Genomic DNA, 18,563 nt, shown 5'->3' with positions numbered 1-18,563 from the left:
TAACCGCCGGCGGAAGCCGGCAGGGTTCACGCCCTCCCCTGTGTCGGCGTCACGCCGCCCTGCCGCGCAGCCGCCAGGTCGTCGCGGCGCAGGAACGGCCACGCCTCCCAGTCGCCGGCGGCCTTCCAGTCTCGCACCACTGGACTCTCACCGCGCAAACCGAATAACACCCATAGACTACCTGCCAAGACGATCGCGCTCGGGATCACAAACGTAGCGGCGAACGCCTTGTCCCTGCCAAACAGTAGCAGCGGAACGCAAATCGCCAGCATCGCAATCGATCCCGGCAGACCCAGATTGAAGCAAACGGCCCACAGCAGCCGGCGTGCAGGCTCGGACGGCGATGGCGGCCACTCGTACTCTCGGTTCGAGCGCAGAAACAGCACGCACCGGCAGGCCACTCGTCGGTACTCCTCGCTCACCCGATGCCGCCCCTTGAGCCGGTAGGGCCACAATACATCGCTGCTATACAGGCCCCACCCAAACTCGGCAACCGCCCGCACGGCGCTGTCTTCCGATGACTCGTACTCGTCGTAGTAGTGGTCGTCGAAGTCGTCGTTCGTCATCCGCCCCGTGACGAGGCGCCGGAGGTCCTGCGACAGCCTGGTTCGTTGGGGGCGGTTGATCATGAGAATCAGTTGACTCAGCGATGGCCACAAAAAGGCACGAAAGAGCACAAGAGGAAGCTGCGGTGACGAGTGCCCCTATTTCTTTTCGTGCTTTCTTGTGCCTTTTCGTGGCAACGAGTTTCTGCGACGAGCATTCGCGTGGCTGACCGCGTCACGCCTCGCGGCGTTTCGGCTTCCCATGGAGCTGCCAGTAGGCGTGGCCATCACGGCCTTCGGAGATCCAGACATCAGCCACGTCGGACAGACCGCGATACGTTAGCTCTCGCTGAAAGGAAGTCGCTGGAGGAGCGCCGTCGGTCTCGGGCTTGCGTGAAGTCGAGTGACCGTCTGAGTCTGGGACGCCGAGGAGGCTGATTGCGTCCTCGATCGTCCTGATCGGCTCTAGCAACGTGTTCAGACGCTGCTCCTCCTCACGTGGGATGACCTCGAACAGCAACCGCCGCTTCGAGGGCGGAGCGGCCCCGCCGCAGAACGGGCAGTGGTAGAGGATCAGCATCGAGTCGGCGTCTTGGTCGGGTTCGCGGTAGATGAACTGGAACTCACCCGCGGACTCGTCGAACCGGATCGGGTTGCCGGGCTCGTCGGCGGCCTGCTGAAGGTAGCCACAACCGCAGGGCTTCTTGGTGACCGACGCGGAGTTGGGTTTCTTGGCCATGCTGATCCGATTCGAGTCCGTTGTGCCGATGTCGGCTAGCCTAGCAATGCGGCGTCTGTGAGATAGCCACAAAAAGGCACGAAAGATCACAAGAAAAAGCTACGGCAACGTCGGCCCCTGAGCCTTTTCGTGCCTCTTTGTGCCTTTTCGTGGCCATTGGACCTGCTACGGCCCCCCCTCTTCCTTACCAAACACCCCACGACTCTCGCTCGTCCCCCAGCTTCGGTCGTTGTGCTCGGCGCTCTGGCCGGGGGCGATGGTCAGCCAATGCCAGTCGCCCTCGTGCACCGTGCGGGCGATCAGCGAGATCTGGCCGACATGGTACGTCAGGTGGGTGACCGAGCGCATCAAGGCCTCGGGAATGGTGTGGGGCTCGCCGCGGATCGTGATCGTGCGGCCAAGGTTGTTGTCGTCGAGCTGACTAATGGCCGACGTCAGCGCGGCCCAGCCGGCGTCGAAGTACGCCATCAGCGACTCCCGGTCGCCCGGCCAGTCGAGGAACTCGCTCTCGCGGTCGCGGTCCGGCTTCTCGCCGTCGGTGGTCAGGAAGTCGGTCCAGCGGCTTTGCAGGTTGCCGCCCAGGTGACGCAGGATCGTGGCGACCGAGTTCATGCCGGGCGCCGGGCGCGTGCGGAGCTCGGCGTCGGAGAGCTGCGTGACGGTGGCGTCGATCATCCGGCGGTACGAGTCGACCGTGCCCCGGAGGGCGTCGATCCACGGTTGGTTTGTGAGTGGGTTCATTGTGTATTTCTTGGCATCTTTCCAAGACTTCGGCGCTAGTCTTGAGGGGTGCGACCTTTCGCGGCCAAGTATCTTTGTACCTCTGGCATGCTCGCCCAACCTACAACAACTGTTCCGTCTGCAAAGTCTTCGCCGACTTCTACCACATCTGGCCATAGCATCGGCGAGCAATCCGGCAGCCCCTGTGTAGCGTGAGTTTTTCGAAGGTAGTCAGCAAGGTCTCGCACGATGAGTTTCGCGACCTCACGGTCTTCACTAACCCAAACAGCAGCACAGCGATAGAAGCGATGCACCATTGCATCGGCGTTGTTGCTTCCCACCTGAGTCGCGCACCAGACCCATCGATTCGGCGCCTCTTCATCTTCAAGTGACGCAAGCGTTCGACGAACTTCGGGGGGCATCAGACGGTAGTACGCGGGGATCCCCCAGTAGCAAACCCGCTGATCGCCGGTATCAAGTCGCACCTGCACCGAGGATCCAACGCCGGTGGAGGTAATCACAGCAAGGCCGACTACAATGCCGATTGCCCAATCAGCTCGCCGACGACGGATCGAGTAGACCACACCTAAGGCGGCGGCAATCAAAACCACAATCGCGAAGCCGAACGCTACCCCCAACGCGACGCAAGTGACCGCTAGCAGCATGGTCCGAAGACTGGACTGGAATCGCCGGGTAGATAGCGCGTCATCGGCATGCCTTGGAACCAGCATTCAAATTCCTAGGTCGGATCGGCCACGTATAAACACCCGAGGACGTGATACCCGTGAGCATACCACACGCCGCCAGTTCAGTTTGGTTTGCGACGGCAGCCATCGCGACGACATCGGCATCTCTCGGGTTCTGGTTCTTCTCATCAGATTCCCCATTTCTTTGCTGCAAGACGCCGCCCCGCGCGGTCCAATAGGGTGATGCCCAGGACTCCCTAGCTGACGGCGGAAGCCGTCCGTTTTGGGTCGGCGGCATTGAAAACCTATTCGTAGAGCAACGCCGAAACCACCGGCTTCCGCCGGTGGCTACGGTTGGTGCTGCGCGGCGCGGAACTTGGGCCGACAGCGAGCCGTTGAGTGAGGAACAGATCGTGGCCGGGGAACAGCCTGGGGTTTTGTCCCCTCCGAGCGATATTTCGGACTTACCCCCGCCGTTCGGTCCGGCCCGACAAGTCACGCAAACACTGCTATACAAGGGGGAAACGAATCGCCGGAGCGAGGGTCGGCCGGGGAACTCATAATGCACTCGGACAAAACCCACCGGACCATTGGGGCGGGCTTTGTGTCGTCGCGGCTTTGTGGTTACAAAATCGCAGAACCAGGCGCCCCACCACCCGCAGCCCAACAGGCCGACCGTGCCGCTCCGCTACCTGCTCTCCGACAACCTCGGCCGCCCGACCAGCGTCGGGGTCGAGGCGCGTGGCGCCCTGACCACGTTCCTGACGATGGCCTACATCCTGCCGGTCAACGCCGGCATCCTGGCGGCCGCGGTCGGCGAGGAGCAGCAGGGCTCGCTGGTCGCGTGCACCGCGCTGGCGGCGGGCATTTGCTGCCTGCTGATGGGGCTGGTGGCCAACGCGCCGATTGCGCTCGCCAGCGGGATGGGGCTCAACGCGCTGATCGCGTTCAACGTCGCCGCGGCGGCAGGGAGCTGGCAGGCGGCGATGGGGCTGGTGGTGGTCGAGGGTTTGGTGATCCTGGCGCTGGTGCTGCTCGGAATGCGCGAGGCGGTGCTCGACGCGATCCCGCGGTCGCTGCGGCTGGCGATCGGCGCCGGCATCGGGTTGTTCATCGCGCTGATCGGGCTGTCGAACGCCGGCATCGTGGTGCAGGGGGTCCCGGCGCCGCCGGCCGGGCCGCTGCTCGCGCCGGGCGATGTCCGCGAGCCGGCCACGGCAATCGCGCTGGCCGGGCTGGCGATCACCGCCGCGCTGCTGGCCTGGCGGGTGAAGGGCGCGTTGCTGCTGGGCATCCTGGCGACCACCGCCATCGCGGCGGCCGCCGGCCAGGTGGCCGCGCCGACCGGCTGGGGCTGGCCGTCGTTCGGCGTGGCGTTGCAGGCCGACGTGCTGGGGGCGTTGAAGTGGGAGCTCGTGCCGCTGTTGTTCGCGGTAATGATGGTCGACTTCTTCGACACCCTCGGCACCGCGACCGCGGTGGCCGAAGAAGGCGGCCTGCTCGACGAGCGGGGTCGCATCCCCGCCGCGCGGCGGCTGCTGGCGGTCGACTCGCTGAGCGCATCGATCGGCGGGCTCTTGGGCGTGAGCTCGGTGACCAGCTACATCGAGTCGGCCGCCGGCGTGGCCGAGGGCGCCCGGACCGGGCTGCACGCGGTGTTCGTCGGGCTGCTGTTCCTGCTGGCGGTGTTCCTGGCTCCGCTGGCGGCAGTCGTGCCGGCGGCGGCCACCGCACCGGCGCTGATCCTGGTTGGGTTTCTGATGCTGCGGCAGCTTGCGGAGCTTGACTTCGAACGGCTCGACGAGGCGATCCCGGCATTCCTGACGCTGCTTACCATCCCGCTGACGTTCTCCATCGCGCACGGCATCGGCTACGGCGTGCTGGCGCACGTGCTGATCAAGCTGCTGAGGGGCCGCTGGTCCGAACTGAACTTGCTGATGTTCGGTATCGCCGCGGCGTTCGCGGCCTACTTCGTACTAGCCGGCTGAGACACGAACTGGATCGCGGTCGCGAGGTCGTCAATCAACCCCCGTCGCAGGTCTTCGCTGTGCCGCTCGTCGCGGGCGCGGAGCACGGCCGACGGGTGGTTGGCGACCAGCACGGGAAAGCCGGCGGCGGTTGCAAACCACTGGCCGCGTGACTCGGTGACGCGGAGGTCGCGCCGCACCAGCGTCTGGGCGGCTGTGGCGCCGAGCGCGACGATGGCCGCGGGGCGGACGAGGTTGATTTCCGCCCGCAGCCACGGCGCACAGGCGTTGGCGTGCCGCACGGCGGGCTTTTTGTGGAGCCGCCGTTTGCCGCGTTCGACATGATAGAAGTGCTTGACGGTGTTGGTGAGGTGCACGCCCGCGCGGTCGACGCCGGCCTCGGCGAGGGCCGCGTCGAGCGCGCGGCCGGCCGGGCCCACGAACGGGCGGCCGGCGAGGTCCTCCTCGTCGCCGGGCTGCTCGCCGACCAGCATCAGTCGCGCGTCGGTGGGGCCTTCGCCGAACACGGTCCGGGAACCAATGTCGCACAGCTCGCAGCCTCGGCAAGCGGCGGCGGCTGTGCGGAGTGAGTCAAGATCGGCATCGGCCGGCAGGAAGTCGGCGGCGGTCACGGCGAGCCGGCGGCCGCGGTCGACCATCGCGGCGGCGCGGCGGTCGGCGTCGGCGAGCAGCTCGGGGAGCAGGCGGGTCTCGGGCATGGATTGCCAGTACCGCACCGGCATCTCACGCTTCATTGCCTTGGTGTTCTTGCGGGCCGGGTTGAACGCGGCCGCGTAGTACTGCTGCCACAAACCAATGAGTTCATCATCGGCGGGCGCCTGCTCGCGGCCGGCGCCGGGGCCGTAGCGGAGCTCGTGTCCGTCCCACGAGGCCGACTCGTGCGGCGTCCACACGGTCCAGTCCATTGAAGGGAAGCGGCGGGAAAAGAACGGGGCAACAATCGACAGGATCTGGTGATCGGCACGGTGCCAGGCGACAAACGCCTCGCGGTCCGAACGACTTGGAACCTCATGAAAACGGACAAACGCCTTGGCCTTGTGCGCGTCACGCTTGACCGCCGCCCGCATGGCATTGGCCTCGGCCACATCGGGGTCGATCGCGTCGTCGAGCAGTTGGTAGGACTCGTGGGTCAGGCGGTACAGCAACCGGTAGAGCAGGTCAAAGCGTCGGGGCGCGGCGTGCAGCGCCACCCGCTCGGCCAGCTTCACGAACTCTTTCGGCGTGCGCACGACCTTGCGCGATTTGGTCAGCGGCGCCGGTGGTATTTCGGCGAACAGCGAGCGTTGCTCGCTCGGCGGCTCGAAGCGGACCTCGCCCGGCGTCGCGCCGGCCATCAGCAGGCCACGGGCCGCGTCCCGCCACTCGGCAAAGCCAGCAACAGGAAACACGTACATCACAGCTCCCCGGTAGCCGCCATGACCGACGTGTCGAACAACGAGAGCTGCCGAGCCGGGTTCACGAACCGGTCGATCAGGTGCTGCGAGTCGAGCAGCCGGTGGGCCGGCGTGCGGTCGCCGGCGGTGACGAACGGCGCGGTCCGCTTCCAGGCGGCGCCAAGCCTGCGCAGGTCGTCGCTGCGGAGGCGACGCTGGCGCCGGATCGAGAGGATCTTGTTGACGCTCCGCACGCCGAGGCCCGGCACACGGAGCAGCAGCTCGCGGTCGGCGCGGTTGACGTCGACCGGGAAACGCTCGCGGTGCGCGAGCGCCCAGGCGAGCTTCGGGTCGACCTTGAGCGAAAGATTGCCGTCATCCTCGGTCACGAGCTCCGACACATGAAACCCGTAAAAACGCATCAGCCAGTCGGCCTGGTACAGCCGGTGCTCGCGGACCAGTGGCGGACGGCTGGGGGCGAGCCGCTCGTCGTGGTCCGGGATCGGGCTGAACGCCGAGTAGTAAACCCGCCGCAGCCGCCGCTGCTGGTAGAGCGACGACGCCGTACGCAGCACCTCGCGGTCGGGCGTCGGCGTGGCGCCGATGATCATCTGGGTGCTCTGCCCCGCCGGCGCGAACCGCGGCGGCCGCAGGCCCGAGCGCTGCGCGTCCTTGGTCTCGTCGATGCGCGAGCGGAGGGTCGCCATGGCGCCGTCGATCTGCTCGGGCTTCTTCTCCGGCGCCAGCTCGCCCAGGTCGCGGCTGGTCGGCAGCTCGATGTTGACGCTCACGCGGTCGGCGAACTCGCCCGCCTTGGCGATCAGGTCTTCCGACGCCCCGGCGATCCCCTTCAAGTGGATGTAGCCGCCGAACTTGTGTTCTTCGCGGAGCTTGCGGGCGACCTCGACCAGCATCTCCATCGTGTGGTCGGGCGACTGCAGCACGCCGGAGCTGAGGAACAGGCCCTCGATGTAGTTCCGCTGGTAGAACCGCAGCGTCAGCCGCACCACCTCGTCGACCGAGAAGCGGGCCCGCGGCACGTCGCTCGACACTCGGTTGATGCAGTACTTGCAGTCGAAGATGCAGTAGTTGGTCAGCAGGATCTTGAGCAGCGACACGCACCGCCCGTCGGGCGTGTAGCTGTGGCAGATGCCGGTCCCCTCGGTGCTGCCGAGGCGGCTCCCCTCGCGGGTCGACTTCGATCCGCTGCTGGCGCACGACGCGTCGTACTTGGCCGCGTCGGCGAGGATTGTCAGCTTGTGCGCTACGTCCATCCGGTAGTTCTCCTGCAGTACCGATACTATACAAATGTATCGTCACGCGAGAATCCGTCTAGAGCGATTGCGGTGATGGCTAGCAGCTGGTCGTACGGCGATCAGCTGCTGGCTCTACTGCTTGGATTCGTTGGATCGACTCGCCAGGCATCAGCGGTTTGCTCGCTTGTGAGCCAACCCATCAAGGTGTACCCGCCGGGCTTCTTCGCGCCGCTCTCGTTCCTGGCGACGGCAAGGGCGGCAGCGGACGGCGGTGGTCCAGACGCCCCCCTTGGCGACCTCGTACCACCACTTCTGCTGCCGGGCGTTCCATACCTCCTGCTTCCCGCAGTCCTTGCAGGCGAAGGGGAGGTTGAGGTAGTAGCCGCGGGCGACGAAGTTGGGCACCCCGTAGCTGTTGTCCGGCGCCAAACGGCCACGGTCGACGGCCAAGCCGCCCTCGTTCAATCGGTTGCACCACGAGTGCTTGCGGTCGGCGATTTCCTGGGCCGCCCGGTCACGCTCCGCCTTGCGGCGGGCGACGATAGCCCGCCGGCGCTGCCGCTTGCTGGTGCGGCCGCCCTTGCTGACCGGCCGCTTGCCGTCACGGGAGAATGCCTTGTTGGATGATCGACGCATGCCGGTTGCTCGCTGCGGGAGTTCCGCTGCGCCCACACGGCGCCGCGATGACTCCCCGCAAGACCCGAGCCACGCGGGCAGGTTCGGACCGCCGGCCCGACTACTCCGCGCCGGTCAGCTTGCGGATCAGCTCGACCTCGCCCTGGCGGTACGGCGTGCCGTCGCGGCGGAAGATGTCGTGGAACCAGAGCTCGGGCTCGGCCGTGTAATCGCGGTTCCACGAGTCCCACGGGTAGATCGTCTGGCTGCGGCCGTCGACGAAGCCCCAGTTGTACGCGCCGACGTTCTCCCGCTTGCAGATCGGCAGGATCTGCTCGAAGGTGCTCTCTCGCGGGCGTGCCATGTACTCGGTGCAGAGCATGGGGCGGCCGTACCGCTTCAGCCGCTCGACCTTTTGAGCGAAGGTCGCCGCATCGTCGTAGCAGTGGAACGTGATAATGTCGGAGTGCTCGGTCATAAACCGGTCCATCTCCTTCATCGCGTCGTGATCGGCCCAGTCGTCGTACCACATGGCGGAGGTGAGCGGCTGGCTCGGGTCGACTTCGCGGGCCCACGCGAACGCCTTCCGCAGGAGCAGCATCGCCATCTCACCCTTATTCTTCAGCTCGACTTTGCCGTAGGCGCTCTCGTTGGGGTTGTCCGGTTCGTTGAACAGGTCCCACGCGTGAATACGCTTGTCGTCCTTGAAGCGGGTCAGCAGGCCGACGATGTACGGCTGCAGCTCGTCGTGCCGGGCGGGGTCGCGGAGGATCTCGGCGCCGGGGCTCTGCACCCAGCCGGAGTTGTGCGTGTGCGGCTTCGGCTCGCGCTGCTTGCCCGCCTGCGGGAACGGGTCCCACACGCCGTCGAGCGGAACGAACATCACGCCGATGCCGTGGCTGTCGGCGATCTCGAGGAACTTGTCGATCCGCTGGCAGAAGCCCTCGCTGTCCTCGGCCCAGCAGAGGTCGTGCAGGTAGACCCGCACCGAGTTGAAGCCGAGCCCCTCGGCCCAGCCGAGTTCGCGGTCGATAGTCTCCGGGTCAAAGGTGTCGGCCTGCCACATCTCCAGCTGGTTCATCGCCGTGCTGGGGTTGAAGTTGCAGCCAACCAGCCAGCCGGTCTTGGCGTACCAGTCGTTGGCCCGCTCCTTCGTCCACCGCTCGCCGGCGTTGGCAGAGGTCGTGAGCGACAGCAAACAGAGCAGCAAACAGAGCAGCAAAGCGGCGCAGCGGCGCCCGGCAAAGAGGGTAGTCATCGGTATCGGCCTGTACGGATCGAAGGAGCGAGATTCACGCGGCTGCCAGGAACCCATCATCTTAGCCGAAACCGAACGCCGATTCAGGTGGTCCGATTAAGAGAATCACAAAGACACGAAGGCACGAAGGGGGAGCTACTCGGGCCGGATAATGAAGTGACCGCTCGAATCCGCGATGCTGAGGAGCAGCCCGCGGGATTCTCGGACGACGGTCTCTCGGTACACGTAGCGTGGGTCGTCCACCGCCAGTTGCCCGATCACCTCGGGTCCCATCGGCCAGGGGAGGAAATAGCAGTGAGAATCGATGGGCAGCTCAGGGAAGGCGGCTCTCGCTCGCCCGACATACCACGCCCGGGAGGCAAAGTAGTAGCCAGCCCCAGCGAGCAGGAGAACACAAATCGACGCGGCGGTCTTCTTCAGCATCGTTCAATCGACAGAGTTCTAACAGGCGACGAGCACCCGCCATCGTACCATTGTCGATGGTGCGCCGCGTCAGACAGGCGGCAGCCGGCGGAGCAGTTCGCCGCTGGGGACGCCGTAGTCGGGCTCGCCCTGCAGCCGCTGGTGGACGACGGTGAACTGGTCGATGCTCTCCAGGCGACCAGCCCGGGTGTTGGCGTCCGACAGCGAGATGGCCTTGCCCGTGCGCGCGGCGACCGCCTCTTCGACCGACCGCTGCGAGATCACGCCCGGCGGCAGCTCGAGGGTCTCGAACGAGCTAACGCATTGGGGAGTGACCACCGGTGGGCAGACAGGCGCGGCGCCGTACGCCGCGTACGGCAGGTAGATCGCGCCGGTGTAGAAGTCGACGGCGAACGCGATCACGCCCGGCACGAAGAACAAGATCAGCCCGAGGGCGTCCGCGGCGACGATCTTCCAGTCGAGCTGGTTGGAGTGGGGTTGGTGGACCCGGTCCTGATGGAAAATGGTCCCGCAGCCGGTGGACGAGGCGACGCCCACGCCGCACCAGCTTCCGAGAACGACTCGACCAATAAACTCACGACGCTGCATGGATGCGGTCTCTCAGGCGACGAGGGAGGTAGTCTTGGGTGTCCAATACTACTTCGGCGCCGTCGCGTCGAGGGCGCAAGGCGAAATGTCGCAGCTAGCAGTGACGGCGTCGGTAGAATCGCGATGCAGATCGCGAGCGATCAATGCAGAGTAGAACTGGCGCCTACCCAGTGATTGCCACTCACTTCAGGAAGGCAGGTTGATGAAGCGCTATACGAAGGAGGTGAACCACAAAGACACAAAGACACGAAGGTGACAATCGCGCTAAGTAGTTCACGATCGCCGGTCCACCCATTAGTCAGAGGATTCAGCGAGGGACGCTCCCTCATCGCTCGCACTGCACGGAACTACTTCGAACACATCTCCCGTGGAGAACTCCAGCTTACCCGCGTTGAGTTTGACAATAGCCGAATGACCTCCCGCAAGCTTAACCTCAATCCTATCGCCTACGCGCTGCCACTGATGCTCACCAGCGATTCGAAAACCAAATTGCTCCAAGAACTGGAACGACGGATCACCAAAGGCATCAGATTCGGTAGGGAGTACTTGGAATATGCAGTGTCCGCCTTGCTGGCTTCCGGAAAACAGAATGAAACCGAGGTGACTACCCGAACATGCACGAACCGCTAGCGATTTCATCTGGTAGGTGTCCGTGCGATTACTTTGTGGCTTGGTGCCTTCGTGGTTCATATACGAAGGGCCTAGACCAGCTCGTGCAGCACCGCGAGGCCGCGGTCGATGGTCTCCATGCTGGCGGCGTAGCTGATGCGGAAGTGCGAGTCGTGCTTGCTGAAGATGTTGCCCGGGATGATCAGCAGCTCACGCTCGATCGCCTGCGCGACGAACTCGGTGGCGTTGGCGTAGCCGGCCGGGACCTGGGGGAAGGCGTAGAACGCCCCGCCCGGCTGGGGGACCGTGTAGCCGGCGTCGCGGAGGCCGGCGACCAAATGGTCGCGGCGTTCGCGGTACTTGTCGGCGTACGGCTGGATGCTGACGTTCATCGCTTCCAGAGCGCCCCACTGCAGCGGGTGCGGGGCACAGACAAACGTGTACTGCTGCAGCATCGTCATCTTCTCGATGATCGGCGCCGGCCCGTGCGCCCAGCCGACCCGCCAGCCGGTCAGCGCGTGCGACTTGCTGAACGCGTCGACGACGAGCGTCTGGTCGTTGAACCGGGCGGGGCTCACCAGCGGCGCGTCGTAGCAGAAGGGGCGGTAGATCTCGTCGGACAGCAGCGCGACGTCGTGCTTGGCGGCCAGCTCGGCCAGGCCGCGGACCTCGGCCTCCGTGGCGACCACGCCGGAGGGGTTGCTCGGCGAGTTGAGCAGGATCAGCTTGGTGCGGTCGGTGATGGCGGCCTCGACCTTCGCGAGGTCGATGCGGAAGTCGGGGTAGGTGTCGATCGGCACGAACGTGCCGCCCGACATGCCGGTCAGAGCCGGGTACATCACGAAGTAGGGGTCGAAGCCGATCACCTCGTCGCCCGGGTCGACCAGCGAGAGCAGCGCAAGCGACAGCGCGCCGCTGGTGCCCGAGGTGACAATCAGCTTGCGCTGGGGCTGGCCGAACTCGTCGCGGACCTGGGACTCCAGCGCCTCGCGCAGCGGCGCAATGCCCTGGGTCAGGCTGTAGCCGTTCTTGTCGCCGTTGATGGCGTCGATCGCGGCCTGCTTGACGCTGTCGGGCGCGGGAAAGTCGGGCTGGCCGATCGACAGGTTGATCGGGTTCTCGAGCTTCGCCGCCAGGTCGAACACCTTGCGGATGCCAGAGCTGTCGAACAGTTCGGTGCGTTTCGCGAGCCAGGGATGCATGCGGTTGGAAGCGAGAGGCTGGTGACTAGTAACTGGTGGTCAGCCCACCCCGCCAGGGGTGGGACCGCCACATTCCTACCGCGACGCGTCGGCGCACGCAAGCTCCCGCTCGCACGCGGAAGGTGCGGGCTCCGTCGGGGCATGGTCGCCTGCCGGTTTGGCCGCGGCCCGGTACTGCACCAGGGCGACCATCGAGAGCACGCCGGCGATCGAGACCAGCTGGCTGACAGTGATCCGCTCGCCGTCAAAGGCGCCCCACATCATCGCCACCAGCGGCACGACGTAGGTCACCATGCCGGCGAACAGCGGGCCCTGCGTGTTCACCAGCCGCACCCACAGCCACATCATCAGCCCGGTGCCGACCGGGCCGAGCATGGCGAGCGCCGCGATGGCCCGCGGGTAGTCGGTCGGCTCGGCGGGGCCGGCCAGGCCGATCGTTGGCCCGGCCGCGACCAGCGGCAGCAGCACCACGCCCGACGCGGCAAGCATGGCGGCCGTGGCGGGCAGCGGCGGCGCCTTGTGCAGCTTCTTCTTGAGGTAGGCGTTGGCCAGCCCGTAGCTGAGCGGCACCGAGATCGCCAGCGCGAGCAAGCCGAACGAGTAGCCGCGGAAGTGCCCGTCGAGCATCAGCACGCTGAGGAACACGAAGCCGCCGACCACGCCGATCAGCTGCCGGGCGCTCGGCCAGACGCCGAGCACCGGGATCGAGAACAGCATGATGGACATCGGCGTGAAGGCGACCATCATGCCGAGGAAGCTGTGCTCGACGCCGAGCGAGATCAGGCCGGGCTGCATCGCGTACGGGTAGGCGTTGGCGACCAGGCCGATGACCGCCGCGGTGACGAGCTGCCGCCTGGTGAGCCGTTCGCGTTTGGACACCAGCAGCCAGATGATCGCCAGCATCACCGCGCCGCCGAGCAGCCGGGCGGAGCCGATCGCGGCCGGGCTGAACGCCGACGACGCCAGCTTCATCAGTATGAAGTTCGAGCCGAACACCAGCGCGATCAGGCCGAATATGAGGTAGGGCATCCGGGCAACGTGGGGAGGCGGGACGGGGGCCCGCCATTGTACCTGCGGCGGTCGCGGCGGGGGAACCCGGCCTGCACGCACCCGAAGGGGCGCAGCGCGGCCGGTCGCCGTAGTGACCGGACGGACCGCCCAGAGGTTCGCCGCCTAGCGGACCTTGACCTTGAACTGCAGCACGCCGCCCTTCTGGGGCTCGAGGGGCTCCTTCAGCTCCCACCGCAGCACCAGCGAGCCGCCGCTGTTGTCGGTGGTCGAGAAGTCGGCCTCGACGCTCGCCTCGGCCGATTCGGGCACGTACTCCAGGCGGGTCGACAGGTTGTCGACGATCGTCACGTTGCCGATCGCCTCGCTGCCGAGGTTGTCGAAGCGGAGCGTGAACTCGATCTCCTCGCCCGGCAGCGCGTCGCGGGTCGACGCCAGCTTGATCAGCCGCAGGCACGGCTTGCCGCCTGGCACGTTGTAGACTACGCCCGGCTGCAGTCCGCCGACCAACGCCGAGGCGGCCTTCTTCTCGATCGTGACCTGCACCTCCTGGTCGCCGGTGTAGGTGAGGGCCGACAGCGCGGCGTTCGCCAGCCACGGCTTCTCCGCGTTGTCCATCACGCCCAGCCGCACGACTTGCAGGTCGCAGTACGGCTTGATCATGTTCTTGAGCTCACGCACCACGACGCGGGCCTCCATCTCGCCGGCCTGCTGCCGCTCGCGGAGCAGGCTGGGCGGCTGATCGCCGACCTTGGCGACCGGCTGCAGGTTCTGCAGCGTGGTGGTCGCCTTGCGGGTCTTCTCGGCCAGGCCGAGCGAGGCGTCGTCCTCCATCACGCCGACAAAGTTGCGTTGGTTCTGCTCGGCGAGGGTCACCACCCGCCGCACCGCGCCGAAACGCGGGGCGTAGATGCAGACCCGGTTGCTCGGCTGCACCAGGACCTGCCCGTCGAGCGTGTCGAAGTGGGCAATGGTGTCTTCCTGCTCAAGGCCGTCGATGCGCCAGTCCTCGGTCACGCCGGCGGGGGCGTAGTAGTCGCCGCCGTCGCACAGGTACTCGTCGCACGGCCCGGGGATGCCGCACGCCTGGCAGCCCCCCTGGGGGACGCAGGTCCCGCTCTGGCAGGCGGGGCAGTCGTGCGGGTGCACAGTCGACGGCGCCATCTCCTGAGGGTAGATCTCTTGAGACTGCGCGGGCGCGCTGCACGAGCACATGATGATGGTCGCGATGGCGATCAGCACGCCGCGGAACCAGACTGGCAAGATGGTGCTCATCGGGACTCCGCGGGTTCGGCCGGCGCGGTGGCGCTCGTCTGCAGGACGTCGCTGTCGGCGGTGGGGGTCTCGTGGTGCTCGTAGAACTGCATCGGCAGGGTCGGCAGCGCGGGCTTGCGGCTGCCGATCCGTAGGATCGCGATCGGCCGGCCAAGGATGTCCGCGGTGACCAGCGGGTCGTCGCCCGGGCGGGCTTCGAACCACTGCTGCCCGCCGTTCTTGGAGAAGGTCTCCTCGGCGACCGGCAGGGCCATGCGGGGGTCCTCGACGTAGATGACCCGGGTCACGAACGACGCGTTGGCCGCCAGGCGGAGCTCCTCGTCGGTCAGCTCGACCGGCACCGGGAACCGCAGCTCCTTGCCGCACGGCGGGTGCAGCCGGTCGATGACCTCGACCGTGGCGTAGACCTCGGCCTCGGGCATGTTGGGCACGTTCGAAATCGAAAACGCGTAGACGCCGCCGACCTGCAGGCCGGCGAGCAGGCCTTTCGGACCGCCCTGGGCGTAGCCCTCGTGCGAGGCGGCCGTGATGGTCACCCCCTCGGAGGCGAACACCCTCACTGGTTGAACGTACCCGGACAACGGTCCGCCCCTCAGAAGCCGCTGGGCGCCAATCGCTCCCGGAGGCATGACACCGGCGTGAAGCCAGTGTCGAGGCTGGTCTGGTCGCTGGGCCAGGAGAGGCGATCCTGACGCCAACAGAACCATCACGGCCATCGCCAGTTTGCCCGCGGCGTGCGTCCCCCAAGTGGAGGAAGTTCTGAGTTGGCGGACCGTTGTCATGGGATACGTTTCGAAGTGATTCGCTTGGTAGTTTCTCTCAGACTCAACAAGATCGCCGGGCGCCCCAGAGTGGGCGCCCGGCGGTCGATCGGTTGACTACTCGCCGCCGCAGTAGCCCTGGCAGGTCTCGCACTGGCAGCCGTCCTCACCCGAGCAGCTCATCTGCTGGATGGGGCACGGCACCGTGCCGCCGAAGCACTTCAGCGGAGCGCGGTTGGTCTCGTCGACCATCACGCTGCTGACAGGCGCCGGGTAGTTGATGCCGGGACGCTGCTTGACGGTGATGTTCATCTCCTGCGTCGGCGGCGGCAGGTGCACGCGGGTCCGGTTGTGGATCGAGTGCTTCTGCAGGCCGGCCGGCACACCCAGCGGGATGTGCGGAGGACCGGGCAGGCCAATCGGGGTGCCGGTGATCGGCATGCCGTACTGGCCGGGCATCATCATCATGTGCGGCGGACGAGCGGCCGGAGCCATGCCGGCGGTCGGCATGCCCATCGGCATCGGGCCCGAGGCCACGCCGGGGGCGGCCCCATTCTCGCAGCCCTCGTAGTCGGCCGGGGTGACTCCGCCCATGTAGTTGCTGGAGCTCTCGAGGTCCTTGTTACCAATCCGGACGATCGCCAGGATCGAGCCGCGGCGGTCGGCCTCGGCCACCGGGTCGCAGCCCGGGTCAAGCCGCGTGCTGACGAGCGTCTCGACGCCGGCCAGGGCGAGCTCTTGGAACTCGGGGTCCGGCAGGTAGATCACCTTGGTAACAAAGTTGCCGCTGATCACCTGGTCGAAGTCTTCCTCGGTGAACTGCACCGGGATCGGGGCGTGCGCCAGGTAGGCGTCCGTCCGCGGGGTGACCGGGGCGACCTCGAGGGTCGGGTACAGCGAGACCGCCTCGCGGCCCGGGATGTTGGTCAGCTTCAGGCGGTAGATCGCGCCCTGGCGGAAGTCCTGACGGGCAGGAACCACCAACGGCGACGAGTCAAACAGGCCGCCGCCGCTGACGTCCCAAGAAACCTGCAGGCCGTCCTCGCCAACAAAGGCGATCTGCGACGCGGCGGGCATCATCATGCCGCCGCCGGCGCCGGCGGCGCAGTACTGGACCTGCTCGATGCCGGTGGCCGAGCACTGATTGATTCCGCCAGCAGACGACCCGCCGGGTCCGAACGCGGGCCCCATCCCCATACCGGGTCCGCCACCCATGGTCATCTGTCCGCCGACGGGCAGCACGCCCGGTCCGGGGCCACCAACGCCGGGGCCCGGGTGCATCATCTGCTGCGCCGGAGGGGCGTTGTAGGCGGGTTGCATGCAGCCGCCGGGGCCACAGGTGCAACCCGTCACGGCTAGGCCGGCCGCTGCCAGCGTGCTCAATAACATGGTCGATACGCGCATCGGTTTCCCCCCTCTGAATGGGCTTGAGCCTCCGAGCAAAGTCTCGGCGGCCGGTCGGGCGCGCAGCCCGAAGTCCCTATGTACTGCGTCGTTAGGTTCGGTCCCGATCGGCGCCAGCACCGCTAAAGTGCGGTGGACTCGGCCGGCCGGGGCCCGCTACGATCCGCGGTGCCCAAGGCTTCCGCGGCGCAGAGACCTCCCGTCCCAAGGACGAGACTCTCTGCTGGGATAAGAGTCGGCCCCGCAGAAGACGATTCTTTGGCAAAACCGCTAAAACCGTCATATGAAGACCACCCTGCGCAAACTAACAAACGCCGTGCTGCTCGTGGCGTTGGGCTTCGCGGTCTACTACGCCGGGCCTGTCGCGCACGAGATGCTCACCGCCGGCAAGGCAGACGACCCCCTGCCGACTGCCCCCGCGCTGGCGGACGGCCCGGCTGGCGCCGAGGGCAACGCCTACCTCAAGCAGGCGCTCACCGCGCTCGAGCGGCAGACCTCCATCGCCGCCAAGGCGTCGCAGACCGGGTTCATCGAGGGCCGCACCATCGAGTCGACCGGCGGCTACCTGCAGCAGGGCCAGGGCCAGGGCCGGCGGTTCTCGCTGCGGCTCGTGGGCCGCGTCACCGACGAGCCGGTCCGGCTGTGGCAGGTCAGCAACGGCAAGTGGCTGTGGACCGACCTCGCCTGGGGCGAGGCCAACGACGTTCAGCTCCGCCATGTCTGGCGCGTCGACCTGCGGCGGCTCCGCAAGGAGCTCGCCGACCCGCAGACCGAGCAGGTCAAACCAGGCGAGGCCGCCGTCGACTCCCTCGACCCGAACCTGTGGGCCGGGCTGGGTGGGCTGCCGATGCTGCTCAAGTCGCTCGACGCCAACTTCCGCTTCGAGCTGCCCCGCAAAATGGTGCTGTGGAAGAACGTGCCGGTCTACGCGATGGTCGGCTACTGGAAGGAAGACCGCCTGGCAGAACTGCTCGGCGACGCCGCATCCGGCACCCCGACCCCCGGCACGCCCCCGGCCCGGATGCCGCACCACGTGCTGATCGCGCTGGGCGCTTCGGACCTGTTCCCCCGCCGCATCGAGTACCGCGGCGGGACGGACCGGCTGAGCGCGGCGGGCGTCTCGCCGGACCAGCGTTACCTCTACACCAGCGACCAGCCGCTGCTGAGGCTCGACCTCAAGGAACCCAACTTCCAGGCGGATTTCGACCCCGAGGTGTTCGAGTACGCGGCGCCGCACGGCGTCGACTGGATGGACCGGACCAGCGAGCGGCTCGCGATGCTGCGTCACCGCCGCGAGGTCGCCGTCGCCCAGGCGAGCAATCCTACATCAGGTGCGCGGTCGCGTTGAGCGTCAGCACCTTGGCCTTGCCCTCCTTGAACCGGACCGTGCTGACCCCGCAGTTGGAGGTCGGCGTCCAGTGCGAGTCCTTCGGCGGCACGCCCAGCAGCCCGCCGAGGAACAACCGGTTCACGACGCTGTGCGCGACCACGACGATCTCGGCGCCGTGGTGCCGCTCGACCACCGCGTGCATGCCGGCCGTGACGCGGTCGAGCAGCTGCTGTCCGGTCTCGCCGCCGGGGTAGCCGTGCAGGTGGGGGTTTTCGCGGTACAGGGCGTACGCCTCGGCGTCCTCGGCCTGGATCTCTGCCCAGGTTTGGTTCTCCCAGCGGCCGACGTGCACCTCCTCAAACGCCGCGTCGGGCTGCGCCTCGTGGCCGTGCGGCCCGGCGACAATCTGTGCGGTCTCGTGGGCTCGTTTCAGCGGGCTGCTGTAGACCGCGGCGATCGGCCGCTCGGCCAAAGCCTGCGCGGCCCGCGCCGCCTGCTCCCGCCCGAGGTCGGTAAGCGACTCGTTGACCGCCGACCCCTGCAGCCGCGGCGGCTTCATCATGTTGTGCGGCGTGGCGCCGTGCCGCAGCAGGTAGACCAGCGTCGTGTCGGCGGCGGGGAACTCAATCACAGAAGGCATACTGATCTGCTTGTAAGCGTCTGATTCAAAGCAGCCCACCCCGCCAGGGGTGGGACTGAATCTCGGTGCACGGTCCCACCCCTGGCGGCGTGGGCTAAGGCAACTTGGCAGGAAGTACTATCGGCGAGTAGTGGCAACGACTA

At 66.8% G+C, this 18,563-nt stretch carries 19 protein-coding genes; 3 read left to right on the top strand and 16 right to left on the bottom strand.

The features are described 5' to 3' along the window. Positions 1–26 precede the first annotated feature (26 nt). The 4 genes from Pla123a_RS08270 to Pla123a_RS08255 form a co-directional block, all read right to left on the bottom strand. Positions 27–629, bottom strand: a complete 603-nt coding sequence (locus Pla123a_RS08270; protein WP_146585760.1) for a hypothetical protein — start codon at positions 627–629, stop codon at positions 27–29. 151 nt (positions 630–780) lie between these two features. After that, positions 781–1,284, bottom strand: coding sequence for a hypothetical protein (locus tag Pla123a_RS08265; RefSeq protein ID WP_146585758.1), 504 nt, complete (start codon positions 1,282–1,284; stop codon positions 781–783). 165 nt (positions 1,285–1,449) lie between these two features. Beyond that, positions 1,450–2,025, bottom strand: coding sequence for a DinB family protein (locus Pla123a_RS08260; RefSeq protein ID WP_146585756.1), 576 nt, complete (start codon positions 2,023–2,025; stop codon positions 1,450–1,452). Between the two features lie 35 nt (positions 2,026–2,060). Beyond that, on the bottom strand, positions 2,061–2,669 hold the full coding sequence (locus Pla123a_RS08255) for a hypothetical protein (RefSeq protein WP_146585754.1): 609 nt from the start codon (positions 2,667–2,669) through the stop codon (positions 2,061–2,063). Positions 2,670–3,367: 698 nt separating this feature from the next. On the opposite strand from Pla123a_RS08255, the gene Pla123a_RS08250 reads away from it, so the two are divergent. Further along, on the top strand, positions 3,368–4,678 hold the full coding sequence (locus Pla123a_RS08250; protein WP_197527790.1) for an NCS2 family permease: 1,311 nt from the start codon (positions 3,368–3,370) through the stop codon (positions 4,676–4,678). Here Pla123a_RS08250 and Pla123a_RS08245 read toward each other — a convergent pair. From Pla123a_RS08245 to Pla123a_RS08220, 6 genes are all read right to left on the bottom strand, one after another. Continuing rightward, entirely contained in the window at positions 4,657–6,072 is a 1,416-nt protein-coding gene (locus Pla123a_RS08245) for a UdgX family uracil-DNA binding protein (protein ID WP_146585752.1), read from the bottom strand. The genes Pla123a_RS08250 and Pla123a_RS08245 overlap by 22 nt on opposite strands. Beyond that, the gene (locus Pla123a_RS08240) at positions 6,072–7,325 is read right to left on the bottom strand and encodes a putative DNA modification/repair radical SAM protein (protein WP_146585750.1); all 1,254 of its coding nucleotides are present in this window, start codon (positions 7,323–7,325) and stop codon (positions 6,072–6,074) included. The genes Pla123a_RS08245 and Pla123a_RS08240 overlap by 1 nt, the downstream gene beginning before the upstream one ends. 150 nt (positions 7,326–7,475) lie before the next feature. Next, a complete protein-coding gene (locus tag Pla123a_RS08235; protein WP_146585748.1) occupies positions 7,476–7,943 on the bottom strand; it encodes a zinc-ribbon domain containing protein in 468 nt (155 codons plus the stop codon). A 100-nt stretch (positions 7,944–8,043) separates the two neighbouring features. After that, positions 8,044–9,180, bottom strand: a complete 1,137-nt coding sequence (locus Pla123a_RS08230) for an endo-1,4-beta-xylanase (RefSeq protein ID WP_146585746.1) — start codon at positions 9,178–9,180, stop codon at positions 8,044–8,046. 135 nt (positions 9,181–9,315) lie between these two features. Beyond that, complete coding sequence (locus Pla123a_RS08225; protein ID WP_146585744.1) at positions 9,316–9,603, bottom strand: hypothetical protein; 288 nt, start codon at positions 9,601–9,603, stop codon at positions 9,316–9,318. 69 nt (positions 9,604–9,672) lie between these two features. Continuing rightward, entirely contained in the window at positions 9,673–10,191 is a 519-nt protein-coding gene (locus tag Pla123a_RS08220; protein ID WP_146585742.1) for a hypothetical protein, read from the bottom strand. A 411-nt stretch (positions 10,192–10,602) separates the two neighbouring features. On the opposite strand from Pla123a_RS08220, the gene Pla123a_RS08215 reads away from it, so the two are divergent. Further along, positions 10,603–10,821 carry a hypothetical protein gene (locus Pla123a_RS08215; RefSeq protein WP_146585740.1) on the top strand — a complete coding sequence of 73 codons (219 nt, stop codon included), beginning with the start codon at positions 10,603–10,605 and terminating at the stop codon, positions 10,819–10,821. Between the two features lie 71 nt (positions 10,822–10,892). Here the strand turns inward: Pla123a_RS08215 and Pla123a_RS08210 are convergent, their stop codons facing one another. From Pla123a_RS08210 to Pla123a_RS08190, 5 genes are all read right to left on the bottom strand, one after another. After that, a complete protein-coding gene (locus Pla123a_RS08210; protein ID WP_146585738.1) occupies positions 10,893–12,002 on the bottom strand; it encodes a pyridoxal phosphate-dependent aminotransferase in 1,110 nt (369 codons plus the stop codon). A gap of 75 nt (positions 12,003–12,077) precedes the next feature. Continuing rightward, entirely contained in the window at positions 12,078–13,031 is a 954-nt protein-coding gene (locus tag Pla123a_RS08205; protein ID WP_146585736.1) for a DMT family transporter, read from the bottom strand. A gap of 144 nt (positions 13,032–13,175) precedes the next feature. After that, the gene (locus Pla123a_RS08200; RefSeq protein ID WP_146585734.1) at positions 13,176–14,285 is read right to left on the bottom strand and encodes a DUF11 domain-containing protein; all 1,110 of its coding nucleotides are present in this window, start codon (positions 14,283–14,285) and stop codon (positions 13,176–13,178) included. Then, a complete protein-coding gene (locus tag Pla123a_RS08195; protein ID WP_146585732.1) occupies positions 14,282–14,845 on the bottom strand; it encodes a hypothetical protein in 564 nt (187 codons plus the stop codon). The genes Pla123a_RS08200 and Pla123a_RS08195 overlap by 4 nt, the downstream gene beginning before the upstream one ends. A 318-nt stretch (positions 14,846–15,163) precedes the next feature. Continuing rightward, on the bottom strand, positions 15,164–16,366 hold the full coding sequence (locus Pla123a_RS08190) for a hypothetical protein (protein WP_197527789.1): 1,203 nt from the start codon (positions 16,364–16,366) through the stop codon (positions 15,164–15,166). 367 nt (positions 16,367–16,733) lie between these two features. On the opposite strand from Pla123a_RS08190, the gene Pla123a_RS08185 reads away from it, so the two are divergent. Further along, entirely contained in the window at positions 16,734–17,798 is a 1,065-nt protein-coding gene (locus Pla123a_RS08185) for a hypothetical protein (RefSeq protein WP_146585730.1), read from the top strand. On the opposite strand, the gene Pla123a_RS08180 is transcribed toward Pla123a_RS08185, so the two are convergent. Further along, the gene (locus tag Pla123a_RS08180; protein ID WP_146585728.1) at positions 17,773–18,420 is read right to left on the bottom strand and encodes a histidine phosphatase family protein; all 648 of its coding nucleotides are present in this window, start codon (positions 18,418–18,420) and stop codon (positions 17,773–17,775) included. The genes Pla123a_RS08185 and Pla123a_RS08180 overlap by 26 nt on opposite strands. Positions 18,421–18,563 lie beyond the last annotated feature (143 nt).

The organism is Posidoniimonas polymericola (assembly GCF_007859935.1).
GTDB classification, from domain to species: domain Bacteria; phylum Planctomycetota; class Planctomycetia; order Pirellulales; family Lacipirellulaceae; genus Posidoniimonas; species Posidoniimonas polymericola.
Note: the sequence above shows the minus strand (reverse complement) of the source record. Positions and strands in the feature narration are given on the sequence as shown.

Bases quoted from the DNA above. Each gene is read 5' to 3' on its own strand.
- Pla123a_RS08265 (WP_146585758.1), bottom strand. From the start codon at position 1,284: ATGGCCAAGAAACCCAACTCCGCGTCGGTCACCAAGAAGCCCTGCGGT.
- Pla123a_RS08205 (WP_146585736.1), bottom strand. From the start codon at position 13,031: ATGCCCTACCTCATATTCGGCCTGATCGCGCTGGTGTTCGGCTCGAAC.
- Pla123a_RS08230 (WP_146585746.1), bottom strand. From the start codon at position 9,180: ATGACTACCCTCTTTGCCGGGCGCCGCTGCGCCGCTTTGCTGCTCTGT.
- Pla123a_RS08260 (WP_146585756.1), bottom strand. From the start codon at position 2,025: ATGAACCCACTCACAAACCAACCGTGGATCGACGCCCTCCGGGGCACG.
- Pla123a_RS08240 (WP_146585750.1), bottom strand. From the start codon at position 7,325: ATGGACGTAGCGCACAAGCTGACAATCCTCGCCGACGCGGCCAAGTAC.
- Pla123a_RS08190 (WP_197527789.1), bottom strand. From the start codon at position 16,366: ATGCAACCCGCCTACAACGCCCCTCCGGCGCAGCAGATGATGCACCCG.
- Pla123a_RS08210 (WP_146585738.1), bottom strand. From the start codon at position 12,002: ATGCATCCCTGGCTCGCGAAACGCACCGAACTGTTCGACAGCTCTGGC.
- Pla123a_RS08180 (WP_146585728.1), bottom strand. From the start codon at position 18,420: ATGCCTTCTGTGATTGAGTTCCCCGCCGCCGACACGACGCTGGTCTAC.
- Pla123a_RS08185 (WP_146585730.1), top strand. From the start codon at position 16,734: ATGAAGACCACCCTGCGCAAACTAACAAACGCCGTGCTGCTCGTGGCG.
- Pla123a_RS08245 (WP_146585752.1), bottom strand. From the start codon at position 6,072: ATGTACGTGTTTCCTGTTGCTGGCTTTGCCGAGTGGCGGGACGCGGCC.
- Pla123a_RS08225 (WP_146585744.1), bottom strand. From the start codon at position 9,603: ATGCTGAAGAAGACCGCCGCGTCGATTTGTGTTCTCCTGCTCGCTGGG.
- Pla123a_RS08255 (WP_146585754.1), bottom strand. From the start codon at position 2,669: ATGCTGCTAGCGGTCACTTGCGTCGCGTTGGGGGTAGCGTTCGGCTTC.
- Pla123a_RS08215 (WP_146585740.1), top strand. From the start codon at position 10,603: ATGACCTCCCGCAAGCTTAACCTCAATCCTATCGCCTACGCGCTGCCA.
- Pla123a_RS08220 (WP_146585742.1), bottom strand. From the start codon at position 10,191: ATGCAGCGTCGTGAGTTTATTGGTCGAGTCGTTCTCGGAAGCTGGTGC.
- Pla123a_RS08235 (WP_146585748.1), bottom strand. From the start codon at position 7,943: ATGCGTCGATCATCCAACAAGGCATTCTCCCGTGACGGCAAGCGGCCG.
- Pla123a_RS08200 (WP_146585734.1), bottom strand. From the start codon at position 14,285: ATGAGCACCATCTTGCCAGTCTGGTTCCGCGGCGTGCTGATCGCCATC.
- Pla123a_RS08270 (WP_146585760.1), bottom strand. From the start codon at position 629: ATGATCAACCGCCCCCAACGAACCAGGCTGTCGCAGGACCTCCGGCGC.